The organism is Streptomyces colwelliae (assembly GCF_048158785.1).
Taxonomy (GTDB): Bacteria; Actinomycetota; Actinomycetes; order Streptomycetales; family Streptomycetaceae; genus Streptomyces.
On the sequence record NZ_JBLTJC010000898.1, the window covers coordinates 1 to 593 of the forward strand.

Sequence of the window (593 nt, forward strand, 5' to 3'; positions counted from 1 at the left end):
CTCTACCTCTTCGCCTCCGCCGCACCCCCCACCCTCGACATCGCCAAGGTCATCAAGGAAGCCCAGTCCCGCAACTTCGACGTATGCCTAGGCCTCACCCCCACCGCAGCCCGCTGGCTAGAACCCCAACTAAGCGAACTGGCACGGCTGACAGGCCACCCCGTCCGCAGCGAGTACAAGATGCCGGGCGAGCCGGACGTCTGGCCGAAGGCGGACGTCATCGCGTTCGCGCCGGCGACCTTCAACACGGTCAACTCATGGGCGTTGGGCCTCACCCACGATTTCGTGATCGGTGTCGTCGCCGAAGGCATCGGCAAGGGCATCCCCATCATCGCCATGCCCTGCGTCAACTCGGCCTACGTACAGCACCGCCAATTCGAGCGCAGCGTCGCCGAGTTGCGTGCCATGGGCGTACAACTCCTGTACGGCGACGACGGCTTCGTGCCGAACCAGCCCGGGCAGGGCAAGCCGAAGGAGTTCCCCTGGGAGCTGGTGCTCAACGCGGCCGTAGACGCAACGCGGACCTGAACGACCCGAACGACCTGGCCGCCACCGCCCACCCGACGCTCGCCGACCTCCCGCCTCCTACCCCC

The 593-nt window shown here is 66.9% G+C and carries 1 protein-coding gene; it reads left to right on the forward strand.

Annotated elements, in window-relative coordinates:
• A partial coding sequence (locus tag ACNFOC_RS55060) for a flavoprotein (RefSeq protein WP_416966405.1) occupies positions 1–528 on the forward strand: 528 nt, incomplete at its 5' end.
• Positions 529–593: the final 65 nt, after the last annotated feature.